The 20,315-nt window shown below is 62.1% G+C and carries 20 protein-coding genes and 4 tRNA genes; 12 read left to right on the top strand and 12 right to left on the bottom strand.

Annotated elements, in window-relative coordinates:
* Positions 1-42 precede the first annotated feature (42 nt).
* The 6 genes from pal to C1N62_RS11860 all read left to right on the top strand — a co-directional run bounded on the left by pal (position 43) and on the right by C1N62_RS11860 (position 1,946).
* Positions 43-564, top strand: a complete 522-nt coding sequence (pal, locus tag C1N62_RS11885) for a peptidoglycan-associated lipoprotein Pal (RefSeq protein ID WP_137763831.1) — start codon at positions 43-45, stop codon at positions 562-564.
* A gap of 9 nt (positions 565-573) precedes the next feature.
* Positions 574-1,356, top strand: a complete 783-nt coding sequence (gene cpoB / locus C1N62_RS11880; RefSeq protein ID WP_137763830.1) for a cell division protein CpoB — start codon at positions 574-576, stop codon at positions 1,354-1,356.
* A 172-nt stretch (positions 1,357-1,528) separates the two neighbouring features.
* A tRNA-Lys gene (locus tag C1N62_RS11875) sits at positions 1,529-1,604 on the top strand.
* A 43-nt stretch (positions 1,605-1,647) separates the two neighbouring features.
* Positions 1,648-1,723: transfer RNA gene (locus C1N62_RS11870), tRNA-Lys, on the top strand.
* 41 nt (positions 1,724-1,764) lie between these two features.
* Positions 1,765-1,840 (top strand) — tRNA-Lys (locus tag C1N62_RS11865).
* 30 nt (positions 1,841-1,870) lie between these two features.
* A tRNA-Lys gene (locus C1N62_RS11860) sits at positions 1,871-1,946 on the top strand.
* Between the two features lie 1,638 nt (positions 1,947-3,584).
* On the opposite strand, the gene zitB is transcribed toward C1N62_RS11860, so the two are convergent.
* Complete coding sequence (zitB, locus tag C1N62_RS11855) at positions 3,585-4,547, bottom strand: CDF family zinc transporter ZitB (RefSeq protein ID WP_137763829.1); 963 nt, start codon at positions 4,545-4,547, stop codon at positions 3,585-3,587.
* Positions 4,548-4,737: 190 nt separating this feature from the next.
* A complete protein-coding gene (locus C1N62_RS11850; protein ID WP_137763828.1) occupies positions 4,738-5,082 on the bottom strand; it encodes a protein YbgS in 345 nt (114 codons plus the stop codon).
* A gap of 366 nt (positions 5,083-5,448) precedes the next feature.
* Here C1N62_RS11850 and aroG point away from each other — a divergent pair, with 366 nt between their 5' ends.
* Positions 5,449-6,501: a 3-deoxy-7-phosphoheptulonate synthase AroG gene (gene aroG, locus C1N62_RS11845; RefSeq protein ID WP_137763827.1), complete on the top strand. Its 1,053-nt coding sequence runs from the start codon at positions 5,449-5,451 to the stop codon at positions 6,499-6,501.
* 43 nt (positions 6,502-6,544) lie between these two features.
* Here the strand turns inward: aroG and gpmA are convergent, their stop codons facing one another.
* The 7 genes from gpmA to modE form a co-directional block, all read right to left on the bottom strand.
* Positions 6,545-7,297 (bottom strand): 2,3-diphosphoglycerate-dependent phosphoglycerate mutase, encoded by a 753-nt coding sequence (gene gpmA / locus C1N62_RS11840; protein ID WP_137763826.1) that lies wholly within the window; start codon positions 7,295-7,297, stop codon positions 6,545-6,547.
* Between the two features lie 239 nt (positions 7,298-7,536).
* Complete coding sequence (locus C1N62_RS11835; protein ID WP_137763825.1) at positions 7,537-7,875, bottom strand: PsiF family protein; 339 nt, start codon at positions 7,873-7,875, stop codon at positions 7,537-7,539.
* A 139-nt stretch (positions 7,876-8,014) separates the two neighbouring features.
* The gene (gene galM, locus C1N62_RS11830) at positions 8,015-9,052 is read right to left on the bottom strand and encodes a galactose-1-epimerase (RefSeq protein ID WP_137763824.1); all 1,038 of its coding nucleotides are present in this window, start codon (positions 9,050-9,052) and stop codon (positions 8,015-8,017) included.
* Entirely contained in the window at positions 9,046-10,194 is a 1,149-nt protein-coding gene (galK, locus tag C1N62_RS11825; protein WP_137763823.1) for a galactokinase, read from the bottom strand. The genes galM and galK overlap by 7 nt, the downstream gene beginning before the upstream one ends.
* Entirely contained in the window at positions 10,191-11,243 is a 1,053-nt protein-coding gene (galT, locus tag C1N62_RS11820; RefSeq protein WP_137763822.1) for a galactose-1-phosphate uridylyltransferase, read from the bottom strand. The genes galK and galT overlap by 4 nt, the downstream gene beginning before the upstream one ends.
* A 333-nt stretch (positions 11,244-11,576) precedes the next feature.
* Positions 11,577-13,043, bottom strand: coding sequence for a molybdate ABC transporter ATP-binding protein ModF (modF, locus tag C1N62_RS11815; protein ID WP_137763821.1), 1,467 nt, complete (start codon positions 13,041-13,043; stop codon positions 11,577-11,579).
* A 121-nt stretch (positions 13,044-13,164) separates the two neighbouring features.
* Positions 13,165-13,956 (bottom strand): molybdenum-dependent transcriptional regulator, encoded by a 792-nt coding sequence (modE, locus tag C1N62_RS11810; RefSeq protein WP_137763820.1) that lies wholly within the window; start codon positions 13,954-13,956, stop codon positions 13,165-13,167.
* Between the two features lie 161 nt (positions 13,957-14,117).
* Between modE and C1N62_RS11805 the strand changes: the two genes are divergently transcribed.
* From C1N62_RS11805 to modC, 4 genes are all read left to right on the top strand, one after another.
* Positions 14,118-14,273, top strand: coding sequence for an AcrZ family multidrug efflux pump-associated protein (locus C1N62_RS11805; RefSeq protein WP_137763819.1), 156 nt, complete (start codon positions 14,118-14,120; stop codon positions 14,271-14,273).
* Between the two features lie 183 nt (positions 14,274-14,456).
* On the top strand, positions 14,457-15,215 hold the full coding sequence (gene modA, locus C1N62_RS11800; protein WP_137763818.1) for a molybdate ABC transporter substrate-binding protein: 759 nt from the start codon (positions 14,457-14,459) through the stop codon (positions 15,213-15,215).
* Complete coding sequence (gene modB, locus C1N62_RS11795; protein ID WP_137763817.1) at positions 15,215-15,898, top strand: molybdate ABC transporter permease subunit; 684 nt, start codon at positions 15,215-15,217, stop codon at positions 15,896-15,898. The genes modA and modB overlap by 1 nt, the downstream gene beginning before the upstream one ends.
* 1 nt (position 15,899) lies before the next feature.
* Entirely contained in the window at positions 15,900-16,958 is a 1,059-nt protein-coding gene (gene modC, locus C1N62_RS11790) for a molybdenum ABC transporter ATP-binding protein ModC (RefSeq protein ID WP_137763816.1), read from the top strand.
* 38 nt (positions 16,959-16,996) lie between these two features.
* Here the strand turns inward: modC and C1N62_RS11785 are convergent, their stop codons facing one another.
* Positions 16,997-17,818 (bottom strand): pyridoxal phosphatase, encoded by an 822-nt coding sequence (locus tag C1N62_RS11785; protein WP_137763815.1) that lies wholly within the window; start codon positions 17,816-17,818, stop codon positions 16,997-16,999.
* A gap of 189 nt (positions 17,819-18,007) precedes the next feature.
* On the opposite strand from C1N62_RS11785, the gene pgl reads away from it, so the two are divergent.
* Positions 18,008-19,021 (top strand): 6-phosphogluconolactonase, encoded by a 1,014-nt coding sequence (pgl, locus tag C1N62_RS11780; protein WP_137763814.1) that lies wholly within the window; start codon positions 18,008-18,010, stop codon positions 19,019-19,021.
* A gap of 55 nt (positions 19,022-19,076) precedes the next feature.
* Here the strand turns inward: pgl and C1N62_RS11775 are convergent, their stop codons facing one another.
* Positions 19,077-19,559: a kinase inhibitor gene (locus tag C1N62_RS11775; RefSeq protein ID WP_137763813.1), complete on the bottom strand. Its 483-nt coding sequence runs from the start codon at positions 19,557-19,559 to the stop codon at positions 19,077-19,079.
* Positions 19,560-19,633: 74 nt separating this feature from the next.
* Positions 19,634-20,314 (bottom strand): type 1 glutamine amidotransferase domain-containing protein, encoded by a 681-nt coding sequence (locus C1N62_RS11770; protein ID WP_137763812.1) that lies wholly within the window; start codon positions 20,312-20,314, stop codon positions 19,634-19,636.
* Position 20,315 lies beyond the last annotated feature (1 nt).

Genomic DNA, 20,315 nt, shown 5'->3' with positions numbered 1-20,315 from the left:
CATGTGTAAATATGTATGGCAAACAATAAAAGGATCAAAGAGATGCAACTGAACAAAGTGCTGAAAGGGCTGATGCTGGCATTGCCGGTTATGGCTATCGCTGCATGTAGCTCCAACAAAAGCGCGAACAATGACCAATCTGGTATGGGCGCCGGCACTGGTATGATGGAGAACGGCAGCGCGGGTGCAGGCAACATGTCTTCTGAAGAGCAAGCGCGTCTTCAGATGCAGGAACTGCAACGCAACAACATCGTTTACTTCGATCTGGACAAGTACGATATCCGTTCTGACTTCGCTCAGATGCTGGACGCACATGCCGCTTTCCTGCGCAGCAACCCGTCCTACAAAGTCACCATCGAAGGCCACGCGGATGAGCGCGGTACGCCGGAGTACAACATTTCCCTGGGCGAGCGTCGTGCCAGCTCCGTGAAAATGTACCTGCAAGGCAAAGGCGTTTCTGAAGACCAGATCTCCATCGTTTCTTACGGTAAAGAGAAACCGGCAGTACTGGGTCATGACGAAGCGGCTTACTCCAAAAACCGTCGTGCCGTTCTGGTTTACTAAGAGCATCGCATGAGCAGTAACTTCAGACACTCCTTAGTGAGTCTGGCGTTACTGGTTGGCGTAGCGGCCCCCTGGGCCGCTACTGCCCAGGCGCCAATCAGTAGTGTCGGCTCTGGCTCGGTGGAAGACCGTGTCACGCAGCTCGAGCGCATTTCCAACGCGCACAGCCAACTTTTAACCCAACTCCAGCAGCAGCTCGCTGACTCTCAACGCGATGTCGATACACTCCGGGGCCAAATCCAGGAGAACCAGTATCAGCTCAACCAGATTGTCGAACGCCAGAAGCAGATCTACCAGCAGATCGACAGCCTGAGCAGCCAGGGTGCCGCCGCACCTGCCGCCGCCGCGACAGACAGTACCGCCGCCGCAGGCAGCGCCCCCGCAGCCAGTGCGCCCGCCGCACCGGCCAGCAGTGGCGATGCCAATACCGATTACAACAACGCCGTAGCCCTGGCGCTTGAGAAGAAGCAGTACGATCAGGCGATCACGGCCTTCCAGGCGTTTATCAAGCAGTATCCAGACTCCACCTATTTGCCGAATGCCAACTACTGGCTGGGGCAGTTGTACTACAACAAGGGGAAGAAGGATGATGCGGCCTACTATTATGCCGTTGTGGTGAAAAACTACCCGAAATCGCCGAAAAGCCCGGACGCGATGTTTAAGGTGGGTGTCATCATGCAGGACAAAGGGCAGAAGGATAAGGCCAAAGCGGTCTACCAGCAGGTACAGAAGCAGTACCCGAACACGGACGCCGCCAAGCAATCGCAGAAGCGTCTTGCCGCACTTGGGTAAGATTTTACGTCCAGAAATTGGGCATTTCGCCTGATTTCTGGACGCGAACGGGTGAAGAACAAGCAATCAGTAATTTTATTCAGAAATACAGGTTGCACTGCCCAGATAAATAAGTAATATATGCCGCCGTTGCCAAGACAACTTGTAAAGCGTTAAGGCAGCAAGGAATTATGGGTCGTTAGCTCAGTTGGTAGAGCAGTTGACTTTTAATCAATTGGTCGCAGGTTCGAATCCTGCACGACCCACCATCTTCCTGATGGTGCCCTGATTCCAAAGTAGTAACCGCACAGCGGGTCGTTAGCTCAGTTGGTAGAGCAGTTGACTTTTAATCAATTGGTCGCAGGTTCGAATCCTGCACGACCCACCATCTTCTTGATGGTAAGTGTAAAAAAGTAAGCAGTACCTGATGGGTCGTTAGCTCAGTTGGTAGAGCAGTTGACTTTTAATCAATTGGTCGCAGGTTCGAATCCTGCACGACCCACCATCACAAAATTCTCAGCAGTAACCGCACAGCGGGTCGTTAGCTCAGTTGGTAGAGCAGTTGACTTTTAATCAATTGGTCGCAGGTTCGAATCCTGCACGACCCACCATCATGTACTCTCTCGTTGTTTCTTATATTCCCTTATATTTCCTGCTGTAACGCGTCTTCTCCTCTGTTTTAGTTTTTTCTACTTTGGCTTTTTTGTCGTCTGCGGTCTCGCTTAGGCCGGAGCAGGGTTTCGAGCATCGTGGATGCCTGTGGCTCCGTTTAGGCCGGAGAGGGGTTTCGGCCATAGCGATTGCACGTGATCGCGCTGGGGTCGGAGAAGGGTTTCGGTTGTTCGGATTCCTTTGTCTACCTGTGCTCCTGCGCCTCAACCGAGCAGGGCCTGCCGGCGCGCCGGCCCTGCACCCGCGCGCTTTGGGGTGGAGTGGCTAATCATTGCCTGCTCTCGCGGGTGACCCTCGCTGCGTCTCCGGGCTTCCGGGCCGGCCCAGACGCGCTCCCGGCGCGGCTGGCCCTTTCGCGGGCGTCCTGCCCGCTCACCCGGCCCTGCGACTTCACTCGGCAATGATTTAACGCCCCCACCGTTTCTGCAAATCTTTTGCTATGTGAGGAAAGAGTTGGGGGGGCGGGTATTGTTGTTGCCTGTAGCCTCGCTAGGCCGGAGCAGGGTTTCGGTTGTTCGGATTCCTTTTTCTACCTCGGCCTCGGAGCCTCAACTGAGCAGGGCCTGCCGGCGCGCCGGCCCTGCACCCGCGCGCTTTTGGGTGGAATGGCTAATCATTGCCCGCTCTCGCGGGTGACCCTCGCTGCGTCTCCGGGCTTCCGGGCCGGCCCAGACGCGCTCCCGGCGCGGCTGGCCCTTTCGCGGGCGTCCTGCCCGCTCACCCGGCCCTGCGACTTCACTCGGCAATGATTAACGCCTCTACCTCCTCTGCGCGCTGTAAGTATGTGAGGAAATAGTTGGGGAGTTTTTTTTATTGGAAGGTGGGATGGATTGGCTGTGGAGCTGATTGTATTTTTGTCTACGGCATACCTTAAACACTACATACCCAGCCGCATAAAACCCAGAACCCTTTAAACAGAAATAATTCCCCCATATATCACCCCCAACTATTTCCTCACATAGCCGAGGATTTGCAGAGGAGGTGGGGGCGTTCAATTATTGCCGACGGAGGATTCCGGGCCGGGTGAGCGCACAGGGATGTGCGCGAAAGTGGCAGTCGCGCTGGGAGCGCGTCTGCCGCGGCCCGACAGCCCGGAAGCTGACGGAGGGAACCCGCGGTAGCGGGCAATAATTAGCCGAGGCACCCAAAGCGCGCGGGTGCAGGGCCGGCGCGCCGGCAGGCCCTGCTCGGTTGAGGCTCCGGGGTACAGGTAGAAAGAGGAACCCAAACAACCGAAACCCTTCTCCGGCCCCAGCGGAGCCACAAATCGATACATAAGCCAAAGACAAAAAAAGACAGAGACAAACCGAAGGTTAAACCACCCGCGTGGTGCAGGGCCGGCGCGCCGGCAGGCCCTGCTCGGTTGAGGCTCCGAGGCCAAAGCAGAAAAAGGAACCCAAACAACCGAAACCCTTCTCCGGCCCCAGCGGAGCCACAAATCGATACATAAGCCAAAGACAAAAAAAGACAGAGACAAACCGAAGGTTAAACCATCCGCGTGGTGCAGGGCCGGCGCGCCAGCAGGCCCTTCTCCGGCCCTAGCGAGGCCAAGGCACCCGCCATTGCCTAAATCCCCCCTAATGCCCATGAGAGTGCCCATGCCCATGAGAATGAACGTGCCCATGCGCGCCCTGAGCCGCGCGCTCACTGATCCCGCAATCGGGTGTATCGCAATGCTGATACTCCATCTGAATGGTGGCGTGGCCAATCTGGTAGTGATCCAGCAGGTAGTGCTGGATACGGTGCAGCAGCGCGTCATGATCATGGGGCGGTACCACCTGCGCATGGAGCGTCATCAGCCGCTGCTCACCCACTTGCCAGACGTGGACGTGGTGCACGTCGCGCACCTCCGGGATATTGCGTGACAGGTCTTTCTGCAACGCCTGAATGTCAATCTCCTGCGGCGTCCCCTCCAGCAGCTCGTGGAAACTCTCCTTCATCAGCCCCCAGGCGCTGCGCAATACCAGACAGGAGACCAGCACCGACAAAATCGGGTCGATGGGCGTCCAGCCGGTATAGAGGATCACCAGCGCCGCCACAATCGCCCCAACGGAGCCGAGCAGGTCGCCCAGCACATGCAGCGCCGCCGCGCGCACGTTGATATTGGCCTCGGCGTCGCCACGGTGCAGCAGCCAAAATGAGGCGAGGTTGGCGAACAGCCCGGCCACCGCAATCACCATCATGGTGCCACCCAGCACCGGCTGTGGCTGGACAAAACGCTCTACCGCCTCCCAGATAATCAGCACCACAATCACCAGCAGCGCCGCCGCATTGACGAAAGCGGCCATGGTGGTCAAACGCAGATAGCCAAACGTATGGCGCGCGTTGGGCTTGCGCCGGGCAAAACGCACCGCCAGCAGCGCCATCAACAGCGCGGCGGTGTCGGTCAGCATGTGGCCAGCGTCGGCCAACAGCGCCAGCGAACCAGAAACCAGCCCGCCAATCACTTCGGCGACCATAAAACCACCGGTGATCAGCAAGGCCCACAACAAGCGCTTGCTGTTACTGTCACTCGGGGCGTGATGATGAGTATGAGCCATAAACTATCCTGTCAGCAGTCACTGACAACCGGCAGGAGGCCAGTCGTCATGTTATAACAATACATTTAATATCAGCCAGTTATGGCTGTTCAGATAGCATAAACCACGGCCGGCAGGTTGCAAGGGGGAAGGGGGGCGGAAAAACAAAAACGGGGGCCAGGCCCCCGTGATGGTGTCAATGGCGGGCGGATTACTTGGTGGTATCGTCCGCGGCAGCCCCTGGAGTCTGGTCTGGGCAGCGGCCATCTTTACACATGGTCTTTTTATGTGCTTCATCTGCATCGGTGGTGCCAGTCGCGGTACTGGTATCACCGGTGCCGGTATCAATGCTGGTATTGCCGCTCACATCGTTGGAGCCGGTATTAATCTGGCTATTGTCCACGTTGTTCGGCGGCAGGTTCTCTTTCGCGCCAGGGCCATCAGATTGGTTAGACATGCCATTATTGCTGGAAGAGCCAGCGGCCAGCGCAGCGCCACTACCGAAAGTACCGAGTGCCATGGTTGCGGTCAGAAAAATCAAAGCGAGCTTTTTCATTATGTCCTCTCCATTTTTTTGGTGCTGTGGGTCGGGTTATGTGAAACAGAATGGCAGACCGGGCGGTTAACGGTTGCCCGTTGCCAGAAAATCACGTCCTTGTTCCCGCGCGGTATTGATTGGGGTAATGGACGTTTTAGCCGGGTAGCAGCCGGATAACCGGTTGCGCATATGGATAAAACGGGTCGCCGACGTTGTGTGACTGATTCATATGCATACTTTAAGCCTAGATTAATCTCGCCAGTTATCAATCTGGCCGCGGAAAAAGCGCAGGTGTGAAAGTATGTTTACAGCAACCGGGAGAGAGGATAAATTTAGGCAGATTCGCCCGTGTGTGCGCCCCTCCGAAGATCCAATGGAACAGTTATGAATTACCAAAATGACGATTTACGCATCAAAGAGATCAAAGAACTTCTGCCCCCTGTTGCCCTGTTAGAGAAATTTCCTGCCACTGATAAGGCAGCGGAGACGGTCTCCCACGCACGCAGCGCGATCCACAAAATCCTGAAGGGCAATGATGACCGCCTGCTGGTGGTGATTGGCCCCTGTTCCATCCACGATCCCAAAGCCGCCAAAGAGTACGCCAGCCGCCTGCTGGCGCTGCGTGACGAGCTGCACGGCGCGCTGGAGATTGTGATGCGCGTCTACTTTGAGAAACCGCGCACCACTGTCGGCTGGAAAGGGCTGATCAACGACCCGCAGATGGATGGCAGCTTCCAGATTAATGATGGCCTGCGTCTGGCGCGCAAACTGCTGCTGGAGATCAACGACACCGGTCTGCCGGCGGCGGGCGAGTTCCTCGACATGATCACCCCGCAATATATGGCGGACTTGATGAGCTGGGGCGCGATTGGCGCGCGTACCACTGAATCCCAGGTGCACCGCGAGCTGGCCTCTGGCCTCTCCTGCCCGGTCGGTTTCAAGAATGGCACCGACGGCACCATCAAGGTGGCCATTGACGCCATCAACGCCGCTGGCGCGCCGCACAGCTTCCTGTCGGTCACCAAGTGGGGCCACTCCGCCATCGTCAACACCAGCGGCAATGGCGACTGCCACATCATCCTGCGCGGCGGCAAGGCGCCGAACTACAGCGCGCAGGATGTCAGCGCGGTGAAGGCCGGGCTGGAGCAGGCGGGCTTGCCGGCGCGCATCATGATAGACTTCAGCCACGCCAACAGCAGCAAGCAGTTCAAAAAGCAGATGGAAGTGGCGACCGACGTCTGCGGCCAGATCGCGGGCGGCGACCAGAGCATCATGGGCGTGATGATTGAGAGCCATCTGGTGGAAGGCAACCAGAGTCTGGAGAGTGGCGAGCCGCTGGTTTATGGCCAGAGCGTCACTGACGCCTGCATCGGCTGGGACGACACCGAAACCGTGCTGCGCCAGTTGGCGGCGGCGGTGGAAGCGCGTCGCGGCTAATGCCAGCAGGGATAAAAAAACGGGGCCATCGGCCCCGTTTTTGTTACTTCGCTTTGCCCTGGTTGGCGACAGCGGCCGCTTTGGCGGCGATCTCGTCGGCATTGCCCAGGTAGTAGTGCTTGATCGGCTTGAAGTTTTCGTCGAACTCATACACCAGCGGCACGCCGGTCGGGATGTTCAGTTCGAGGATCTCTTCTTCGCTCATGTTGTCCAGGTACTTCACCAGCGCGCGCAGGGAGTTACCGTGGGCCGCGATGATGACGCGCTCGCCGCTCTCAATGCGCGGTTTGATCTCGTCAGTCCAGTAAGGGATCACGCGATCGATGGTCAGCGCCAGGCTTTCGGTGGTCGGCAGCTCTTCCGCACGCAGTTTGGCGTAGCGCGGGTCGTGGCCCGGGAAGCGCTCATCTTCACGATCCAGCTCCGGCGGGGTCACGGCAAAACCACGACGCCACTGTTTCACCTGCTCGTCACCATATTTCTGTGCGGTTTCGGCTTTGTCCAGACCCTGCAACGCGCCGTAGTGGCGTTCGTTCAGTTTCCAGGACTTCTCCACCGGCAGCCACGGCTGGTCCAGCTCGTCCAGGATGTTCCACAGGGTGTGGATGGCGCGTTTCAGCACGGAGGTGTAAGCGAAATCGAAATGGAAGCCTTCCTGTTTCAGCAACTGTCCTGCCTGCTTGGCTTCGGTGCGGCCTTTGTCAGAGAGATCGACATCTTTCCAGCCAGTGAAGCGGTTCTCTTTGTTCCACTCACTTTCACCATGTCTCACCAGCACCAGCTTCGTTACAGCCATAGCTAAACTCCTTAATTTCCTGATTTTTAATGATAACAATTATCATTATATGGCCTGACCATCACGCCGACAATCGGATTGTGGCGCGGAAAAACCGCGCCTGTTGCCACCAACCCAATGGCGGGGACAATCTGTTGCCCTACACCATAGCGAAAATTGGCGGACAAAGAAAATGAAACGCGGGGCAGGCCGGGACAGCCCGCCCGCTGGGGCCGGGCCATCGTTGATAAGGGGTTGAACTAGCTGCTTTTCTTCAGGCACTTGCTCATGAAAGTCTTGCGGGCGTCACCGGTAATGTCCTGATGGTCGGCGTCGTCGTTGCAGGCTTTCATCTTCAGTTGGTGCGGCGTCAACTGCTGGTCAGGATTGACCTGCGCGGGCAGGCACTGGCTCATGAATTTTTTGCGATCCTCGCCCTTCAGCGACTGTTGGGTGGCCTGCTGTTCGCAGTCGGTCATCTTCTGCTGGGTGGGGTTATGCAGGGCGGCGGCCGCCTCGCGGCTCTGGGTGTCAGCGGCCAGCGCGCCCCCGCCAATCAGCAGGGCAAGCAGGGGAGAGAGCAGGTAAGCGCGACGCATAGGAACTCCTTGTAACTGAGGGGGAATCCTTTAAGCGTAGAGCCTGTGGAGCGCCCTTGGCGGCTTTTCCGTGGGGATTGTGTGATATTTCACATTTTGCCGGGCGGGAGGAAAACGGGGGCCGAGGCCCCCGTTGGCGTTACAGCGCGAAGAACTGGTAGACGGTGGTGGAGCGGTAGCTCTTGCCCGGTGCCAGCCAGCAATCGGGCTGCGGCCACTCCGGGTGGTTGGGGCTGTCAGGCAGGAATTCGCTCTCCAGCGCCACGCCGGTGTAGTTGGCGTAGGTGCCGCCGCTGCGGTTCGGCACGCCGTTGAGGAAGTTGCCGCTGTAGAGCTGCAACGCCGGGGCGGAGGTAAAGACGCTCATCTTCACCTTGCCATCGGACGACCAGAGGTGTGCGGCGGCAGTGTCGAGCGCGCCACTGGTGCGGCGCAGCAGGTAGGCGTGGTCATAGCCCTTCACTCGCTGCTGGTCACGGTCTTTCAGGAAATCCTGCGCCAGCGTTTTTGGCTGGCGGAAGTCCATGCCGCTGCCATCCACCTCGGTCAGGTCGGCGCTGGGGATGCCTTCGCTGTCCACCGGCAGGAAGCGGTCGGCAAACAGTTGCAGCCGGTGCTGGCGCACGTCCGCCCCCTCGCCGTCGAGGTTGAAGTAGGCGTGGTTGGTGAGGTTGACCGGGCAGGCGCGATCCACCGTGCCGCCATACTCAATCTCCAGCCGGTTGTCGTCGGTGAGGCGGTAGGTAACCGTCACGCTCAGATTGCCGGGGAAGCCCTGATCGCCATCCGGTGAGTCGAGCTGGTAGCGCACGTGGCTGGCGTCCGCTTCCAGACAGGCCCAGCGGCGGGCGTTGAAGCCCTGCGGGCCGCCGTGCAGCTGGTGCGCGCCTTGGTTGGCGGCCAGCTGGCGCGGTTGCGCATCTACCATGATGCGGGCGTGGGCGATGCGGTTGGCGTAACGGCCAACGGTCGCGCCAAGGTAGGCCTCTTGCTGTGGGTAGAGCGAGGTCGCCTCGCAGCCCAACAACAGTTCGCGCGTCTCGCCGCCCGCCAGTGGCAGCAGGGCGGAGAGCCAGGTGGCGCCCCAGTCCATCAGGGTCACGCTCATGCCGTGGGCATTGTGCAGCGTGTGCAGGTTGAACGGCTGGCCATCAGGGGCCGGAGTGGTGTTTAGCATACTCTGGCCCCCTGCATCGCGCGGCAGACGTAGAACGTCTCTTTCAGGCCGGTCTGTGCCGGGTAGTCGCGCGCCACTGCCTCACGCACCTCATCGACCAGCGCGGTTGGCATCAGCGCCACCACGCAGCCGCCGAAGCCGCCGCCGGTCATGCGCACGCCGCCGCGCTCGCCAATCACGCCTTTGACAATCTCCACCAGCGCATCGATCGGCGGCACGGTGATCTCAAAATCATCCCGCATGGAGGCGTGGGATTCGGCCATCAGCTGGCCCATCTTCTTCAGGTCACCGGCGGCCAGCGCCTCGGCGGCGGCCAGCGTGCGGTCATTTTCGGTGATCACGTGGCGGGCGCGGCGTGATACCACCGGGTCCATCTCATGGGCGATAGGGAAGAAGAGATCCGGGTTGACGTCGCGCAGCGCCTTGACGCCAAAGAAGCGCGCCGCCACCTCGCACTGTTCGCGGCGGGCGTTGTACTCACTGCCCACCAGCCCGCGCTTGACGTTGGAGTTGATGATCACTACCGCCACATCCTCCGGCATCGGCACCGGGCGCGTCTCCAGCGAGCGGCAGTCAATCAGCAGCGCGTGGTCTTGCTTGCCAAGGGCAGAGATCAGCTGGTCCATGATGCCGCAGTTGCAGCCGACAAACTGGTTCTCCGCCTCCTGACCATTCAGCGCCAGCGCCACGCCATCCAGCGGCAGCTGGTGGAGCGCCTGCATCGCCTGACCGACCGCCACCTCCAGCGAGGCGGAGGAGCTGAGGCCCGCGCCCTGTGGCACGTTGCCGCTGATCACCAGATCTGCACCGCCCAGCGACGGGCAGCGCTGTTGCAGGTGTTTCACCACGCCGCGCACGTAGTTGGCCCACGGCAGCGCGTCGTTGGAGAGGATCGGCGCGTCGAGGGAGAAGCTATCCTGCTGGTTGTCATAGTCGGCGGCCACCACGCGCACCTGACGGTCGTCACGCTTGGCGCAGGCAATCACCGTCTCATAGTCGATGGCACAGGGCAGCACGAAGCCATCGTTGTAGTCGGTGTGCTCGCCAATCAGGTTGACGCGGCCGGGCGCTTGCACAGTCAGCGCCGCCGGGTAGCCAAAGGTCTGTTCAAAAATCTGGTGGGTAGTGGTGGTCAGGCTCATTGTTCGGCTCCGGCTTCACGGTAGTGGATATCGCTGACGGCGCGCAGACGCTCCGCCGCCTGTTCGGCGGTCAGGTCGCGCTGGGTCTCTGCCAGCATCTCGTACCCGACCATAAATTTGCGCACTGATGCGGAACGCAGCAGCGGCGGATAGAAGTGCGCATGCAACTGCCAGTGCGCGTGGTCGCCGTCGGTGAACGGCGCACCGTGCCACCCCATTGAGTAGGGGAAGGAGCACTGGAACAGGTTGTCATAGCGGCTGGTGAGTTTTTTCAGCGCCAGCGCCAGATCGCGGCGTTGCGCCTCTGACAACTCGGTCAGGCGCAGGACGTGGGCCTTCGGCAGCAGCAGGGTTTCGAACGGCCATGCCGCCCAGTAGGGCACCACCGCCAGCCAGTGCTCGGTCTCCACCACGGTGCGGCTGCCGTCCGCCTGCTCGCGCTGCACGTAATCGAGCAGCATGGGCGAGCCTTGCTGTTGCAGGTAGTCGCGCTGCAACTGATCTTCGCGCGCCGCCTCATTCGGCAGGAAGCTGTTGGCCCACACCTGCCCATGCGGGTGCGGGTTGGAGCAGCCCATCGCTGCGCCCTTGTTCTCAAACACCTGCACCCACGGGTAAGTCTGGCCCAGTTCGGCGCTCTGCGCCTGCCAGGTCTCTACCACCGCTTCCAGCGCCGGCAGCGAGAGCTGCGGCAGGGTTTTGCTGTGGTCTGGTGAGAAGCAGATCACCCGGCTGGTGCCGCGCGCACCCTGGCAGCGCATCAGCGGGTCATCGCTCTCTGGCGCGGCTGGGGTGTCCGGCATCAGGGCGGCGAAGTCATTGGTGAAGACGTAGGTGGTGGTGTAATCCGGGTTGACGTCACCGGTCACGCGCGTGTTGCCGGGGCAGAGGAAGCAGTCAGGATCGTGGCTGGGCAACGTCTCCAGCGCCGGCGACTCCTGCTGGCCCTGCCAGGGGCGCTTGGCACGGTGCGGGGAGACCAGGATCCACTGGCCGGTCAGCGGGTTGTAACGGCGATGCGGGTGATCAACCGGGTTAAAAGTCGACATAGCGTAAACATTCCTTTATCCAAACGCCCGGCAAGGCCTTTGGCCCGGGGCACAACAGGGAACAGCAATCAAAGAGGCCCGCAAACGGGCTAGTGTAACCGCTTCCACACTCTCTGGCCGGGGCCTTCTTGCCCACGGCTACACAACCATGCCAAAAGATAGCACGCCAGCGGCAAAGAAAAGGTGATCCAGACTCAAGAAATGGAATCGCTTACACCCGGCAGCCTAGCACAAGCCACCGGGAAAGAGCAGGGGGGAATTGGCTGAAAACCGCGGGCGACCAGACTTAGTGTAACCGCTACCACCCGGTCATACAGAGTGGTAGCGCGGCGGTCACAATGCCTGCGTCACATAGCGGTAGAGGTCGCCCTCGGGCACAAAACTCAGGCGATGGGTGATGCAGGCTGGCGCGTCTTCGGCATGGTGCGAAACAAACAGCAGTTGGGTTTCGCCCTCGCCAATCAGCACGTCAATCCAGCGGCGCACTAGCTGGCGATTGAGCGGGTCCAGCCCCTGCAACGGCTCATCCAGAATCAGCAGCGCCGGGTGTTTCACCAGCGCCCGCGCAATCAGCGCCAGCCGCTGCTGCCCCCAGGAGAGGCTGTGGAAGGGCGCGTCGGCGGCATCGGCCAGCCCCAGTAGTGCCAGCCAGTGGTCGGTCAGCTGCCGCTGGCGGTCAGAGGCGGCCTGATAGATGCCGATGGAGTCGAAAAAGCCGGAGAGGATCACCGTGCGCAGGCTGGCACTGACGCGGTAGTCAAGGTGCAGGCTGCTGCTGACGTAGCCGATGTGCTTTTTGATGTCCCGGATGGTTTCGCCGCTGCCGCGCCGACGGCCAAACAGCGTCAGGTCATTGCTGTAGCCCTGCGGGTGGTCGCCGGTGATCAGGCTGAGCAGCGTGGACTTACCCGCGCCGTTCGGGCCGACAATCTGCCAGTGCTCGCCGGGATTGACCTGCCAGTCGAGGCCGTTGAGGATCGGGCGATCGTTATAGGAGACCACCCCGTGGCGCAGGATGATGCGTGGCTCGTCCGGCGGCAGGGCGGGGCCACGGCGCGGCTCCTCGGTCTCCGGCAGCGCCATGCCGCTCAGCCGCTCGCTGTGCGCCAGTTGCGCTACCAGCGCCTGCGCCATCACCGCCTCGCGCGGGCCGGTGGTGGTCAGGTGGCAGTCGGCCAGCACCCCAACCTGCTGGACAAACGCCGGGATCTCATCGAAGCGGTTCAGCACCAGCACCAGCGTGATCCCCTGCTGGGAGAGTTCGCCCAGCAGCAGCGCCAGCTGGCCGCGCGACTGCACGTCCAGCCCATCGAAAGGCTCGTCGAGGATCAACAGGTCGGGTTGCGCCATCAGCGCCTGACAGAGCAGCGTTTTGCGCGTCTCGCCGGTGGAGAGGTATTTGAAGCGCCGCGCCAGCAGCTGCGCAATGCCGAACTGGGTCGCCAGCGCCGCCGCGCGCGCCGGATCCTTCACCTCCTCCTGGATGATGTCGGCGGTGGTGCGGCCGGTGTCATCCTCGTCGGCGCTCAGCAGGTCGGTGTTATTGCGCTGCCACTCGTCGCTCAGCAGCTTCTGCAACTGCTCGAAAGAGAGGCGGGCGATGCGCGGGAAGTCATGCTGGCGCTGCCCCTCCAGCTGCACCAGCTCGCCGGCCAGTGCGCGCGCCAGTGCCGATTTGCCGCTGCCGTTGGCCCCGACAAAGGCCCAGCTGTCGCCAGCGTGGATCGCCAGCTCGGGCAGGTGGAGGGTGCGGGTGTCGCTCAGGCGGAACACACCTTGCGCAATCTGCAATGACGCCATGTTTTATCCCTTAATGTGCAACCAGTTTGGGGTTAGGGATAAGCGCCGCTGGCGCTGAAGTCAATTGACAAATCTGCAAAGTATTAACGCTGAAAATGCAACTACCTGATTTGCAAGGCGATCAGAGCAGGGTGGCGAGGATCACCCGGTCGGGCTGCACCTGCGCGGTGACTGCCAGTCCCGGCTGTAGCCCCAGCGCCGTCACCTGGGTGTTGGGCACGGTGGCGCACAGCGTCTCGCGTCCGGCGAACGTCAGCAGCACCTCGCTGTTGTCGCTGCCCGGCTCAAGGCTCTGCAACACGCAGGCAAAGGCGTTGGCGCCAGCGGGCAACGGATCGCTGGCCGGGGAGATCGTCACCCACGGGGCTTTGATCAGCGCCAGCACCTCCTTGCCCGGTGCCAGTTGCAGCCGGTCGGCGCTCTGCTCGGTCAGTGCCGCGTTGAGGCGCGTGGTGCCGTCGGCCAATAGCAGTTGCACCTGCTGCTGCACATGCTGGTGGCCGCGCTCGGTGACGGTGGCGAAAAACTGGTTGCGGGCGCTGGTCTGCAACGAGAAGCGTGAGATGGCGGCGAGCAAACTGTCGAGCGGCAGGCTGTCCTCCTTCAGCACGTCGAAGGCTTTTTGCTGGATCTGCGCCAGCAGGTCATAGAGCTGCACCAGCCGCTCACCGTAGCGCGTCAGGGTCGCGCCGCCGCCGCCCTTGCCGCCGGTGGCGCGCTCCACCAGCGTTTGGTCGGCCATCTGGTTCATCTCATTGATGGCGTCCCAGGCGCTTTTGTAACTGATGCCAGCCAGTTTCGCCCCCTGGCTGATGGAGCCGGTGGCGCGCACCTGTTTCAGCAGGGCGATGCGGCGGGGGTCAGCAAAGACCCGCTGGTCGAGTTTCAGGGTCAGCAAAATTTCAGCGTGCATGGCAACATCCAACGGCGGGGAAGGGGGTAATTGTCGCTGATTGGCGGCAGGGAGGCAAACCGGCGGTTGGCGAATTGCTAACACTCCGGCGCGCCATCCCTGCTATTATCGCAAAGATTGACGCCAGCGATCGGCGTCCCATGGAAATGAGTGAGGCGATTATGTTGGAACTGCTGGAGAGTCTGGTGTTTGCCGTCGTCATGGTGCCGGTGGTGATGGCAATTATCCTCGGCCTGATCTACGGCCTGGGTGAAGTGTTCAACGTCTTTTCGAAGATCGGCCATCCCAAAGAGAGCCACCAGGCCCCGCGCCGCTGATTGGCTTCCCCCTCCCGCCCGGCCCCTGTGCCGGGCGTTTTTTTGGCCGTCAAGTTCCGCGGGCCGCCGCCGATAAAGCGAATGACAAGGTTTAACACGACGTTATATGATTTCCTATATAACGTTGACCCCTTCGGAGAGAACCCTATGCCATGCCCCACTTCGCGCGCACCGCGCCGTTTGATGTCCCGTTCACTGATCGCCGTGGCGCTGCTCTCTGGCCTGTCGTGGCAGGCGCAGGCGGCGGAGAAGATCACCGTCTTCGCCGCCGCCTCGCTGACCAATGCCCTGCAAGAGATTGCCACCCAGTACCAGAAGGATCACCTGGTAGAGGTGGTGGCCTCCTACGCCTCCTCCTCGGTGCTGGCGCGGCAGATTGAGCAGGGCGCGCCAGCCAACCTGTTTATCTCTGCCGATCAGCAGTGGATGGACTACGCGCAGCAGAAGCAGCAGATCGTCAACAACAGCCGCTACACCCTGCTGGGCAACGAGCTGGTGCTGATTGCGCCGCAGCCGTCGGCGCAGGACGCGGTGAAGATCGACAAGCAGACGCCGTGGGTGTCGCTGCTGTCAGGTGGCCGTCTGGCGGTCGGTGACCCGGATCACGTACCGGCGGGCATTTATGCCAAGCAGGCGTTGCAGTCGCTGGGGGCGTGGACGGCGCTGGAGCCGACGCTGGCACGCGGCAACAACGTGCGCGCGGCGATGGCGCTGGTGGAGCGGCAGGAGGCACCGCTGGGCATCGTCTACGGCTCAGACGCCAAGGCCAGCGCCAAGGTGAAAGTGGTCGGCACCTTCCCCGCGGAGAGCCACCCGCCGGTGGAGTACCCGATGGCGATCGTGCGCGATCACCAGAACAGCGCCACGCAGGCGTTCTACGACTACCTGAAGGGGCCGCAGGCGGCCACGGTGTTCAAACAGTATGGATTTAGCCCCCGTTGATGAGTGAGTACGAGTGGCAGGCGGTGCTGTTGAGCCTGCAAGTGGCGGGCGTCGCGGTGCTGGGCAGCCTGCCGTTTGGCATTCTGGTGGCCTGGGTGCTGGTGCGCTGCCGCTTCCCCGGCAAGGCGCTGTTGGACAGTCTGGTGCACCTGCCGCTGGTACTGCCGCCGGTGGTGATTGGCTATCTGCTGCTGATTGGCATGGGGCGGCGCGGGCTGCTCGGTGGCTGGCTCTACCAGACCTTTGGCCTGAGCTTCAGCTTTAGCTGGCGCGGGGCGGCGCTCGCCTCGGCGGTGGTGGCCTTCCCACTGATGGTACGCGCCATCCGGCTGGCGCTGGAGGCGATTGACCTGCGGCTGGAGCAGGCGGCGCGCACGCTGGGGGCGTCGCCGTGGCGCGTCTTCCTGACGCTCACCCTGCCGCTGTCGCTGCCGGGCATCATCGTCGGCGCGGTGCTGGCCTTTGCCCGCTCGCTCGGTGAGTTTGGTGCCACCATCACCTTTGTCTCCAACATTCCCGGCGAGACGCGCACCCTGCCGCTGGCGATGTACACCCTGATTGAGACGCCGGGGGCGGAAGCCGCCGCCGCGCGCCTCTGCGTGATTGCGATTGTGCTGTCGCTCGGCGCGCTGCTGCTCTCGGAGTGGCTGGCGCGCTGGAGCAAGCGGCGGCTGGGGGGCTGAGATGCTGGAACTCGATTTGACGCACCGCCTCGGCGACCTGAGCTTGTCAGTACAGGCCACGCTGCCAGCAGTGGGCATCACCGCCATTTTCGGCCTCTCCGGCGCGGGCAAAACCTCGCTTATCAACCTGATTGGCGGGCTGGCGCGGCCCGATCGTGGCCTGATCCGCCTTAATGGCCGCACCCTGACCGACAGCGAGGCGCGCATCTGGCTGCCGCCGGAGAAGCGGCGCATCGGCTATGTCTTTCAGGACGCGCGCCTCTTCCCGCACTACCGGGTGCGCGGCAACCTGACCTACGGGATGCCCACATCGCAGCGCGGCGAGTTTGACAAGGTGGTGACGTTGCTGGGCATTGAGGCGCTGCTGGAGCGCCACCCGCAGACCCTCTCTGGCGGCGAGAAGCAGCGGGTGGCGATTGGCCGCGCGCTGCTCACCGGGCCGGAGATGCTGCTGATGGATGAGCCGCTCGCCTCCCTCGACCTGCCGCGCAAGCGTGAGCTGATGCCCTATCTGGAGCGGCTGGCGCATGACGTCAAGTTGCCGATCCTCTACGTCACCCACAGCATGGATGAGCTGTTGCGGCTGGCGCAGCAGGTGCTGGTGCTGGATCGCGGCGAGGTGCGCGCGCAGGGGCCGCTGGAGGCGGTGTGGGCCAGCAGTGCGCTGCGGCCGTGGCTGCCGAAGGCCGACCAGAGCAGCGTGCTGCCGGTGACGGTGCTGGAACACCACCCGCGCTACGCGATGAGCGCGCTGAGCCTTGGCGACCAGCATCTGTGGGTCAACCGGGTGGCGGCGGCGGTGGAGAGCCAGTTGCGCATCCGCATTCAGGCGGCGGACGTCTCGTTGGCGCTCTTGCCGCCGCAGGGCAGCAGCATCCGCAACATCCTGCGCGCCAAGGTGCTGGAGTGTCTGGAGGTGGAGGATCAGGTGGAGGTGAAGCTGGCAATCGGTGAGCAGATCCTCTGGGCGCGCATCTCCCCGTGGGCGCGCGATGAGTTGCAGGTCAAGCCGGGGCTGTGGTGCTACGCGCAGGTCAAGAGCGTCTCTATCTCTGGCTAGATGTTCGCAAGGGGCGGCGCGCTGGCCGCCCCAACCCCTTATTGCAGGATATGCTGCTCAATCACGGCGGCGATGCCCGGCTCCTCATTGGTGCCAATCACCAGCCCGGCGCGCTCCTTGATGAAGTCGTCGGCGTTGCCCATCGCCACGCCGAGGCCAGCGGTCTGCAACATGCTCAGGTCATTGTAGTTGTCACCGAAGGCCAGCACGTCCTTCATCGTCATGCCCTGCGACTCCACCCACTCCTGCAGGCGTTTGCCCTTGCTGTTGCCGCCCTTGGCGACATCCACTTGGTCAAACCATGACCACTCGCAGGCCAGCCCCAGCTTCTCCTCCACCTCCATGGTGAAGGCTTTCAGTGCTTCCAGATCCGGGTGGGTGGTGGCGAATTTCCAGATGGCGTCGGCGCGTTCGGCGGCGGCGCTCAGGCTCTCCACCTGGAGAATGTTCGGGCGTTGCGCCTCCGGCAGGGTCTCGGCCCACGCCAGCGAACGCAGCACGTGCTCGGTCGGGCGCTCATAGAGCATCGCGTCATCCACATAGAGCATACCGTGGATTTTGGAGTGGTCGAGCATGGTGATCACCTGCTGCGCCAGATCCTTGCGCAGCGGGTCGGACTTCAGCACCTGGCGGTTCTGGTAGTCATAGAGGTAGGTGCCGTTGCAGCAGATGGCTGGGGTGTCCAGCTTCAGCGCCTGATAGAAGGGGTGGATGGCGACGTGGTGGCGGCCAGTGACCACCAGCACGGTCACGCCCAGCTCACGGGCGGCGGCGATGGCCTTCAGGGACTCCGGCAGGATACGTTTTTGACGGTCCAGCAGGGTGCCGTCGAGGTCGAGCGCAATTACGCGATAGGTCATAACAGGTCTCGTTGTGAAGTGAATAAAAGTCAGCCGATTCAGATGATAGTAGCAGCGAACCGGCAGGGGGAAAACACACTCGGTGCTATGCGCCAGCCGGATGAATGGTTATGGTAGGAAACAACACGCGCTAAAATGCATTACGCCACCCATGCCGCGCCGGTGGGCGTGGCCCCAAAAGGAGAGATCATGAAGCAAGTCGTCTATGTCGCCAGCCCGGACAGCCAGCAGATCCACGTCTGGCAGCTTGCCGGCGATGGCACGCTCAGCCTGCTGCAAACCGTCGAGGTGCCGGGACAGGTACAGCCAATGGTGCTGCGCCCGGATAACCGTTTCCTGTACGTGGGCGTGCGCCCGGCGTTCGGCGTGGTGAGCTACCGCATCGCCGATGATGGCCAGCTGGAGCAGGCGGGCATGGCACCGCTGCCCGGCGGCCCGACCCACCTGGAGACCGACCGCCAGGGGCGCTTCCTGTTCGCCGCCTCCTACAGCGGCAACTGCGTCAGCGTCAGCCCGATTGGCCGGGATGGCGTGGTGCAGGCCGCCGCGCAGACGCTGGAGAACCTCCACGCGCCGCACTCCTCCAACATCTCGCCAGACAATCAGGTGCTGCTGGTGCCGTGCCTGAAAGAGGATCGCATCCGTCTGTTCGATCTGGCGCAGGATGGCACCCTGACTGCCCACCAGCCGGAAGGGATGGGCACCGTGGAGGGCGCAGGCCCGCGCCACATGGCCTTCCACCCGAACCAGCGCTTTGCCTACTGTGTCAACGAGCTGAACAGCAGCGTGGACGTCTGGCAGGCGGAAGAGGGCGGTTACCGCGCGGTGCAGACGCTGGATGTGATGCCCGCTGACTTCAGCGGCACCCGCTGGGCGGCGGACATCCATATCACGCCGGATGGCCGCTTCCTCTACACCACCGACCGCACTGCCAGCATCCTGAGCGTGTTCCAGGTCTCTGAGGATGGCAGCACCCTGACCGCCGCGGGCCACCACCCGACCGAAACCCAGCCGCGTGGCTTCAACATCGATCACAGCGGCCGCTTTGTCATCACTGCCGGGCAGAAGTCCGCTGGCATTGAGGTGGCCGAGATTGACGCGCAGAGCGGGGCGCTCACCACGCTAGCGCGCTACGACGTGGGCCAGGGGCCGATGTGGGTCACCATTCTCGATCTGGACAAGCAGTACGCTGACATCGAGTAATCTGGCGCCATAAAAAAAGCCCCGGCAATCCGGGGCTTTTTTGTGGGTGCAACGGTCAGTTGAAGGTGACCGTCAGGCTCGCCTTACCGAGGCTGTGATGATGGATGTAGAAGCCCAGCATCGCGCCGCTGGTGTTCTCATCCACCTCGATCTGCTCCAGATCAAGCGCATGGACGGTGAACTGGTAGCGGTGGCTCTCGCCCTGCGGCGGGGCCGCGCCGCCGTAGCCAGCCTTGCCAAAGTCGGTGCGGGTCTGCACCGCGCCCGCTGGCAGGCTGCCCTGCCCGGAGCCGACGCCGGTTGCCAGTTCGCGCACGTCCGCCGGGATGTTGGCGACGCCCCAGTGCCACCAGCCGGAGCCGGTTGGCGCGTCCGGGTCATAGACGGTAATCGCAAAGCTTTTGGTGCCTTCCGGCGCGCCGTCCCAGGCGAGGTGCGGCGACAGGTTTTCGCCGCTGTAACCCATGCCGTTGAAGACCTGGCGCTGCGGCATCTTGTCGCCGTCTTTCAGGTCATGGCTGGTCAGTGTCAATGCCATCTCGTTTCCCCAATTGATGATGTCGTGGTGGGTGTGGTGCGGCGACCGCATGGCCGCCGCCGTCCATCTCTAGCCTAAACGTCCAGCTTTTTCAATAACATCTGTGCGGTTTCCGCAGAGGAAGCCGGGTTCTGGCCGGTCACCAGATGGCCGTCGTCGATCACGTAGCTCTTCCAGTCCGCCTCTTTGCTGTAGTCGCCGCCCATGCGCTTCAGCTCGTTCTCCACCAGATGCGGCACCACCTTGGTCAGGCCGACGCCATCCTCTTCGCTGTTGCTAAAGCCGGTGACGCGCTTGTCCTGCACCAGCGGCGTGCCATCCGGTTTTTGCGCGTTGCGCAGCGCGATCGGCGCGTGGCAGACCGCCGCCACCGGCTTGCCTGCGGCGTAGAGGGTATTGATGATCATGATCGAGTGGCGGTCATCCACCAGATCCCACAGCGGGCCGTGGCCGCCGGGGTAGAACACCGCGTCATAGTCGTGGGCGTTGATCTCCGCCAGCGGCACGCTGTTGGCCAGCACCTGTTGCGCCGCCTCATCCTCGCGGAAACGCTGGGTGTGGGCGGTCTGCGCGTCTGGCTCGTCGCTCTTAGGGTCGAGCGGCGGCTGGCCGCCCTTCGGCGAGGCGATTGTCACCTCCGCGCCCGCGTCAATGAATTCGTAGTAGGGCGCGGCGAACTCCTCGAGCCAGAAACCGGTTTTTTTGCCGGTGTCACCGAGTTGGTCATGTGACGTCAGCACCATTAAAATTTTCATC

The organism is Nissabacter sp. SGAir0207, assembly GCF_005491205.1.
GTDB lineage: Bacteria > Pseudomonadota > Gammaproteobacteria > Enterobacterales > Enterobacteriaceae > Chimaeribacter.
This window is presented reverse-complemented; position numbering and strand designations above follow the sequence as displayed.

What these genes read in the sequence shown, in the direction of transcription:
- pal (WP_137763831.1), top strand. Translation starts at nt 43, where the DNA reads ATGCAACTGAACAAAGTGCTGAAAGGGCTGATGCTGGCATTGCCGGTT.
- cpoB (WP_137763830.1), top strand. Translation starts at nt 574, where the DNA reads ATGAGCAGTAACTTCAGACACTCCTTAGTGAGTCTGGCGTTACTGGTT.
- zitB (WP_137763829.1), bottom strand. Translation starts at nt 4,547, where the DNA reads ATGGCTCATACTCATCATCACGCCCCGAGTGACAGTAACAGCAAGCGC.
- C1N62_RS11850 (WP_137763828.1), bottom strand. Translation starts at nt 5,082, where the DNA reads ATGAAAAAGCTCGCTTTGATTTTTCTGACCGCAACCATGGCACTCGGT.
- aroG (WP_137763827.1), top strand. Translation starts at nt 5,449, where the DNA reads ATGAATTACCAAAATGACGATTTACGCATCAAAGAGATCAAAGAACTT.
- gpmA (WP_137763826.1), bottom strand. Translation starts at nt 7,297, where the DNA reads ATGGCTGTAACGAAGCTGGTGCTGGTGAGACATGGTGAAAGTGAGTGG.
- C1N62_RS11835 (WP_137763825.1), bottom strand. Translation starts at nt 7,875, where the DNA reads ATGCGTCGCGCTTACCTGCTCTCTCCCCTGCTTGCCCTGCTGATTGGC.
- galM (WP_137763824.1), bottom strand. Translation starts at nt 9,052, where the DNA reads ATGCTAAACACCACTCCGGCCCCTGATGGCCAGCCGTTCAACCTGCAC.
- galK (WP_137763823.1), bottom strand. Translation starts at nt 10,194, where the DNA reads ATGAGCCTGACCACCACTACCCACCAGATTTTTGAACAGACCTTTGGC.
- galT (WP_137763822.1), bottom strand. Translation starts at nt 11,243, where the DNA reads ATGTCGACTTTTAACCCGGTTGATCACCCGCATCGCCGTTACAACCCG.
- modF (WP_137763821.1), bottom strand. Translation starts at nt 13,043, where the DNA reads ATGGCGTCATTGCAGATTGCGCAAGGTGTGTTCCGCCTGAGCGACACC.
- modE (WP_137763820.1), bottom strand. Translation starts at nt 13,956, where the DNA reads ATGCACGCTGAAATTTTGCTGACCCTGAAACTCGACCAGCGGGTCTTT.
- C1N62_RS11805 (WP_137763819.1), top strand. Translation starts at nt 14,118, where the DNA reads ATGTTGGAACTGCTGGAGAGTCTGGTGTTTGCCGTCGTCATGGTGCCG.
- modA (WP_137763818.1), top strand. Translation starts at nt 14,457, where the DNA reads ATGTCCCGTTCACTGATCGCCGTGGCGCTGCTCTCTGGCCTGTCGTGG.
- modB (WP_137763817.1), top strand. Translation starts at nt 15,215, where the DNA reads ATGAGTGAGTACGAGTGGCAGGCGGTGCTGTTGAGCCTGCAAGTGGCG.
- modC (WP_137763816.1), top strand. Translation starts at nt 15,900, where the DNA reads ATGCTGGAACTCGATTTGACGCACCGCCTCGGCGACCTGAGCTTGTCA.
- C1N62_RS11785 (WP_137763815.1), bottom strand. Translation starts at nt 17,818, where the DNA reads ATGACCTATCGCGTAATTGCGCTCGACCTCGACGGCACCCTGCTGGAC.
- pgl (WP_137763814.1), top strand. Translation starts at nt 18,008, where the DNA reads ATGAAGCAAGTCGTCTATGTCGCCAGCCCGGACAGCCAGCAGATCCAC.
- C1N62_RS11775 (WP_137763813.1), bottom strand. Translation starts at nt 19,559, where the DNA reads ATGGCATTGACACTGACCAGCCATGACCTGAAAGACGGCGACAAGATG.
- C1N62_RS11770 (WP_137763812.1), bottom strand. Translation starts at nt 20,314, where the DNA reads ATGAAAATTTTAATGGTGCTGACGTCACATGACCAACTCGGTGACACC.